The sequence below is a fragment of the Mesorhizobium sp. M7A.F.Ca.US.006.04.2.1 genome (assembly GCF_004022915.1).
In the GTDB taxonomy this organism is placed as follows: domain Bacteria; phylum Pseudomonadota; class Alphaproteobacteria; order Rhizobiales; family Rhizobiaceae; genus Mesorhizobium; species Mesorhizobium ciceri.
On sequence record NZ_RZQA01000339.1, the window covers coordinates 1 to 6,199 of the forward strand.

Genomic DNA, 6,199 nt, shown 5'->3' on the forward strand with positions numbered 1-6,199 from the left:
GAACTCGCGTGTGTCGAAGGCGGCGTCCGGCAGCGTCACCAGCGCTTCCATAGCCTGGCGCAACGTCGCCGCCCGCGCGCCGTCCAGCCTGAAGCCGGGCGTCAGGATGGCCGCGGGCTCGAGCAGCAAGCGGAACTCGTAGCTGTCGCCTTGCGCTTCCGGATCGTCGGGCGTGCGCCGAAACAGCCAGGACTGGCCAGGCGCACGATCCAGCAGATTCTCTTCGGTCAGTTTGTTCAACGCTTTTAATACCGTCTTGCGCTCGGCACTGTAGCGCCGCATCAATCCCGCGACGGTCACCGTCTGGTCCAGTCGCCGCGCCGAGCGGTCGCGCAGGATCGCCTCGGCCAACTCGTCCTCCTCGGCAGCGGGCAATTCCGTGGCGACCGAAGCCTGCGCGGTGAGGTCGATGGCCAGATGATAACCGGACTCCGCCTCCCAGCGCACGACGCCCCGTTCCGCGAGCAGGCCGAGTGCCGCCCGCACCGGCGTGCGCGAGACATTGCACAGCGACGCGATCTGCTGCTCGGGCAAGCGTGCACCGGGCTCGAAGCCGCGCTGGCGCGCCACATCCAGGATGCGCTGCGCCAGATCAAGATGGTTGGTGCGGGGTCGTCTGGCTGCGGCTTGCATGGCTGGTCCAGCGGAAAACGAGATGACCGCATTGATTTGACCGATCGCCCGAACGGACGCAATCGGCCAGTTTCCTCGGTCGTTTGACAAATTATGGATTGACGTACTTTTTTCTGCAATAGTACTGTCAGCACAATCGGCGAGAAAAAGACCGAGGGAACAGGATCGAGGCAGCGGCAAGGGTCGCAAGCGTTGGTCCGGCGAATGAAATTCGACGATCAACCGAATGGGAGTCTGTCATGACCGCTACCAGCCTGCGGCGCCGTGCGCTGAAAACATCTTCGATCGCACTTGGCCTGGCCTTGGCGCTGTCCGCGCCGGCGACGGCTGCCGACCTCGTCATTTCCAACTGGGACGGCTACATGGCACCCGACGCCATGGCCGCCTTCAAGACCGCAACCGGCGTTTCGGGCGAAGTGGTGGTGCATGCCACCAATGAAGAGATCATGGGCAAGCTGATCGCCGCCGGCGGCAAGGGCTATGACGTGGTCTTTGTCTCCTCACCCTTCGCCGAGGTGCTGAACAAGCTCGGCCTGACCGAGCCGATCGACCACGCCAAGATCCCCAACCTCGCCAACCTCTATCCGGAAGCAGCCAAGCTGCCGCACGATGTCGGCAATGCCTTCTCGGTGCCCTACACCTGGGGCACCACCGGCCTCTGCTATCGCTCGGATCTGATGAAGGTCGCACCGGCCAGCTGGAGCGACCTGCTCGCGCCCTCCGACGAATTGAAGGGCAAGACCACCATGCTGGCGACCGACCGCTGGCTGCTGGCCGCCGGCCAGCTCGACAAGGGCTATTCGGTCAACGAAACCGACCCGGCCAAGATGGCCGAGGTCAAGGATCTGCTGATCTCGGCCAAGAAGACCCTGCTCGCCTATGACGACACCACCTTCTATTCCAAGCTGGTGTCCGGCGAGGCACTGATGGTGCAGGCCTGGGACGGCTGGTGCAATTACGGCATCGCCGAAAAGCCGGAGATCAAATACGTCATTCCCAAGGAAGGTTCGGACCTCTGGGTCGACACGATGGTGGTGATGAAGGCCTCCGCCAACAAGGACGCCGCCTTCCAGTTCATCAACTTCATGCTCGACGCCAAGAACCACGCCTGGGCGGCGCAGAACATCGACTACAAGGTGCCGAACAAGCCGGCCATGGAGAGCCTGCCGGCCGATTTTCTGGCAAAATTCCCCAACATGGCGATGCCGGTGGCCGATCTCGTCAAATTCGAGCAGTTGCGTGACGTCGGCGACGCCCAGCGCGACTATTCGAAGATCGTCAGCGAGATCAAGGCTGCGCAGTAAGCGGCGGCACATCAGAGACCACGGCCGACGGCGGGTTTCCGCCGTCGGCCGCTGAATGCGGTACCCAATCGTGTCCTCAACCAGACTTCGTTCCTCCTTGCTGATGGCCCCGGCGCTGGCCTGGCTCGCGGCCTTGATGGTGGTGCCGTGCGCGCTGGTACTGGCGCTCGCCTTCTTCCGGCGTGGCATCTATGGCGGCATCGAATACACCTTCACGCTGGAGAATTTCGGCCTGGTCTTCGACCCGCTCTATGCCGGCATCTTCCTCAATTCGGCGCGCATCGCCGGCACCGCGACCCTGATCGCGGTGGTGATCGGCTATGCTGCCGCCTACGCGATATCGGCGGCACCGCGCCGGTGGCAGCCAGTGTTCCTGTTCTTCGCCGTGCTGCCGTTCTGGTCCAACTATCTGATCCGCACCTATGCCTGGATCGTGCTGCTCAACCGCGAAGGCCTGATTACCCAGCTGCTGCGCTGGTTCGGCTACACCGGCGAGCCGCCGTCGATGCTCTACACCGAAGGCGCCGTCATCGCCGGCCTGGTCTATAACTACCTGCCCTTCGTCATTCTCGCCTGCTACGCGCCGCTGTCGCGACTCAACCCGGAACTCGCCGAGGCCTCGCGTGATCTCGGCGCTTCGGCAGCCACCACGTTCCGTCGTGTCATCCTGCCGCTGACCGTACCGGGCATCGCCGCCGGCGCGGTCTTCGTCTTCGTGCTGTCGATCGGTAATTTCGTCACGCCCGCGCTGCTCGGCGGCGGCCGCTTCCAGATGATCGGCAACCTCGTCTACGACCAGTTCCTGACCGCCAACGACTGGCCTTTCGGGGCGGCACTGGCGATGGCGCTGATTGCCATCATGCTTCTGGTACTGATGGCGCAAGCGCTGGCCGCCAATCGCGCCTCGGGTCACGTCACGCAAGCCGGCGGAGACACCGATGGCTGAGCGCTCCCCTGCCACGCGGCGCACGCTCTGGCTCGTGCTCAGCCTGGTCTTCGCTTTCCTCTACATCCCGATCGCCGTGCTGGTGGCGCTGTCCTTCAACGAAGGCGGGTTGCCGACGGCATGGTCGGGATTCTCCCTGAAATGGTATGTCTCGCTGGCCTCGAATTCGGCGATCCTGTCCGCGGCCCTCAACACGCTGATCGTGGCGCTGGTCTCGACCGCGATCGCCACTCTGCTCGGCACGCTGCTGGCGATCGGCATCGAGATGCGCCGGCAATACGGCAAGGCCCTCGAAGCGCTGATTTTCGCACCGATGATCATTCCCGACATCGTGCTGGCGATCGCGCTGCTCTCGTTCTTCTCCATGCTCAATCTAACCATGGGCCTGCACACCATCATCCTCGCCCATGTCGTCTTCAACCTCGCCTTCGTCTGCTCGGTGGTGCGCGCGCGGCTGAAGAGTTTCGACTGGTCGATCGTCGAGGCCTCCGCCGATCTCGGCGCCTCCGCGCTCACCACCTTCCGGCGGGTGACATTGCCGGTCATCGCGCCGGCGGTGATTGCAGGGGCGCTGCTCGCCTTCACGCTCTTGGTCGACGAGTTCATCATCGCCTTCTTCACCGCTGGCGCCGGCCGCGCCTCGACGACGCTGCCGATGCAGATCTACGCCATGATCCGCTTCGGCATCACGCCGGAGATCAACGCGCTGGCGACCATCGTCATGGCGGTCTCGATCACCGCGCTGACCCTGTCGCAGCGGCTCAACCGTGGGATCATCGGCCAATGAGCGAACCCCGCACTCTGCTGGCCATCGATCATGTGTCGAAGAATTTCGGCAGGGTGATGGCCGTCGACGGCATCTCGCTCGACATCCGCGAGAACGAGTTCTTCGCTTTGCTCGGCCCGTCCGGCTGCGGCAAGACCACGCTCTTGCGCATGCTGGCCGGTTTCGAGACGCCCAATGACGGGCGCATACTGCTCGACGGACGTGACATCGCCAAAACCCCGCCCAACAAGCGGCCGGTCAATCTGATGTTCCAATCCTATGCGCTGTTTCCGCATATGAGCGTTCGCGCCAATGTCTCCTACGGCCTGGAGATGGAACGTTTGCCAACAGCTGAAATCCGCTCCCGCGTCGATGCCATCCTGGCGACGACCGAGCTCGTCCCCTTCGCCGACCGCAAGCCGGAGCAATTGTCGGGCGGCCAGAAGCAGCGCGTCGCGCTTGCCCGCGCGCTGGTCAAGCGGCCTCGCCTGCTGCTGCTCGACGAGCCGCTCGGCGCGCTCGACAAGAAGCTGCGCGGCGCCATGCAGCTGGAATTGAAGCGCCTGCAGCACGAGGTCGGCATCACCTTCGTCATCGTCACCCATGACCAGGAGGAATCGCTCGTCATGGCCGACCGCATGGCGGTGCTGAAAGACGGCAGATTGCTGCAATGCGACACGCCGCACGCGATCTACGAACACCCCGCCGATCGCTTCGTCGCCGACTTCATCGGCGTGATGAATTTCGTGCCGGGCCAAGCCGCCGTCGATGGCGTTGTAGCCACGAATGGCGCACGCATATCAGGCAAGGTTCCGGCAACGCTCTCGCCCGGCGCATCCGCTGTCGCTTCGGTGCGCCCTGAGCGCATCCGGCTATTCCCATCGGCGGAAACCGCCAACCGCATCACCGGCACGGTCGAGGCGCTGGCCTATCAGGGGCTGGACCTGCAGCTGCATGTCCGCACGCCCCTGTCGCCAAAGCCGTTCCTGGTGCGCGTCACCGCAGATGCCGCCGACCGCCGGCCGGTCTCGTCGGGCGACCAGGTCGAACTCGGCTGGGATGCCGCCGATGTCAGAATTTTCGCAGAATGACAGGAGAAGCCTGATGGCGCAGAAGACGATCGCGTTTTTTCCAGAAGCCGCCTACGGCCCGGCGCTCAATTCCGTCGGTATCGCCCAGGCAGTCGAAGCGCGCGGCCACAAGGCGGTGTTCCTGTCCGACCCCGGCTTCGTCGATGTCTACAAGGGCTACGGCTTCGAGGCGCATCCGGTGAACCTGTCGGAGCCGATGCCGCCCGAGCAGATGGCGAAATTCTGGGAGGATTTCATCAACGGCCATATCCCGAACTTCCGCAAATCGCCCTACGACCAGGTCGACAACTACGTCAAGGATTGCTGGACGGCGATCGTCGACAGCGCCAAATGGGCGCAGAAAGATCTGCCGCGCGTTCTCTCAGCCATCAAGCCGGATGTGATCTGCGTCGACAACGTCATCCTGTTCCCGGCCATCAAGCAGTACGGCAAGCCGTGGGTGCGCGTCATCTCCTGCTCGGAAAACGAGATCGAGGACGAGGACATCCCGCCCCATCTCTCCGGCTGCGGCGAGAACGACCATGCCGGCCACCAGCGCTACCGCGACCACTTCAATGCGGTGATCAAGCCGATCCATGACGACTTCAACGGCTTTCTCACCGCCAACGGCGAGGCGCCCTATCCGATCGGCCAGTTCTTCGAAGCCTCGCCCTATTTGAACCTGCTGCTCTACCCCGAAGCGGCAAAATTCAAGCGCCGCCATCCGCTCGACCCGGCAAGGTTCCAGTATCTCGAAGGCTGCGTGCGGCACGAAAAGCCGTACACGGTGCCGACCTTCGCCAAAAACAATGACGGGCCGCTGCTCTACGTCTCCTTCGGCAGCCTCGGCGCCGGCGATGTCGAGCTGCTGAAGCGCATCATCGCGACATTGGGCAAGACGCGCTACAGGGCTCTGGTCAATGTCGGCGGCTACAAGGACCAGTACACGGACGTGCCCGGCAACGTCATTGTCGACAGCTGGTTTCCGCAGCCCTCGGTGATCCCGCAGGTCGATGCCGTCATCCACCATGGCGGCAACAACTCGTTCACCGAGTGCCTCTATTTCGGCAAACCGGCCATCATCATGCCCTATGTCTGGGACGGCCACGACAACGCCACCCGCGTCGAGGAAACCGGCCACGGCTTCGGCATGCCGCGCTACGACTGGACCGATGCCGAGCTGGTTGCCAGGATCGAGACCTGCCTGACCGACCCGGTGATGAAAGCCAAGCTGGCGAAGACATCGGCGCAGATGCACGCGCAGAATGGGCCGGAGAAAGCGGCCGGGTTGCTGGAGACGCTGCTGTGATTGAGATGCGGAGCCCAGGCGCCCCCCTCTGGCCTGCCGGCCATCTCCCCCTCAAGGGGGGAGATTGGATTTCGCGGCGGCTTTCGCCAATTTTCAACGCTGAAGAAGAGACACAGAAGCCAAAGTTGCCAATCTCCCCCCTTGAGGGGGAGATGTCCGGCAGGACAGAGG

The 6,199-nt window shown here is 63.5% G+C and carries 6 protein-coding genes; 5 read left to right on the forward strand and 1 reads right to left on the reverse strand.

Annotation, left to right across the window (positions count from 1 at the left end; translation table 11 throughout):
* Positions 1-633 (reverse strand): GntR family transcriptional regulator (locus tag EN925_RS18635; protein WP_128336791.1); only part of this gene is annotated, 633 nt, incomplete at its 3' end.
* A gap of 239 nt (positions 634-872) precedes the next feature.
* Between EN925_RS18635 and EN925_RS18640 the strand changes: the two genes are divergently transcribed.
* The 5 genes from EN925_RS18640 to EN925_RS18660 all read left to right on the forward strand — a co-directional run bounded on the left by EN925_RS18640 (position 873) and on the right by EN925_RS18660 (position 6,028).
* The gene (locus EN925_RS18640) at positions 873-1,937 is read left to right on the forward strand and encodes a spermidine/putrescine ABC transporter substrate-binding protein (protein WP_063169495.1); all 1,065 of its coding nucleotides are present in this window, start codon (positions 873-875) and stop codon (positions 1,935-1,937) included.
* 103 nt (positions 1,938-2,040) lie between these two features.
* Entirely contained in the window at positions 2,041-2,883 is an 843-nt protein-coding gene (locus EN925_RS18645; protein ID WP_027163033.1) for an ABC transporter permease, read from the forward strand.
* Entirely contained in the window at positions 2,876-3,670 is a 795-nt protein-coding gene (locus tag EN925_RS18650) for an ABC transporter permease (RefSeq protein WP_128336793.1), read from the forward strand. Before EN925_RS18645 ends, EN925_RS18650 begins: the two co-directional genes overlap by 8 nt.
* Entirely contained in the window at positions 3,667-4,740 is a 1,074-nt protein-coding gene (locus EN925_RS18655; RefSeq protein WP_024504743.1) for an ABC transporter ATP-binding protein, read from the forward strand. The genes EN925_RS18650 and EN925_RS18655 overlap by 4 nt, the downstream gene beginning before the upstream one ends.
* A 13-nt stretch (positions 4,741-4,753) precedes the next feature.
* Positions 4,754-6,028, forward strand: coding sequence for a glycosyltransferase (locus EN925_RS18660; RefSeq protein WP_127369095.1), 1,275 nt, complete (start codon positions 4,754-4,756; stop codon positions 6,026-6,028).
* Positions 6,029-6,199 lie beyond the last annotated feature (171 nt).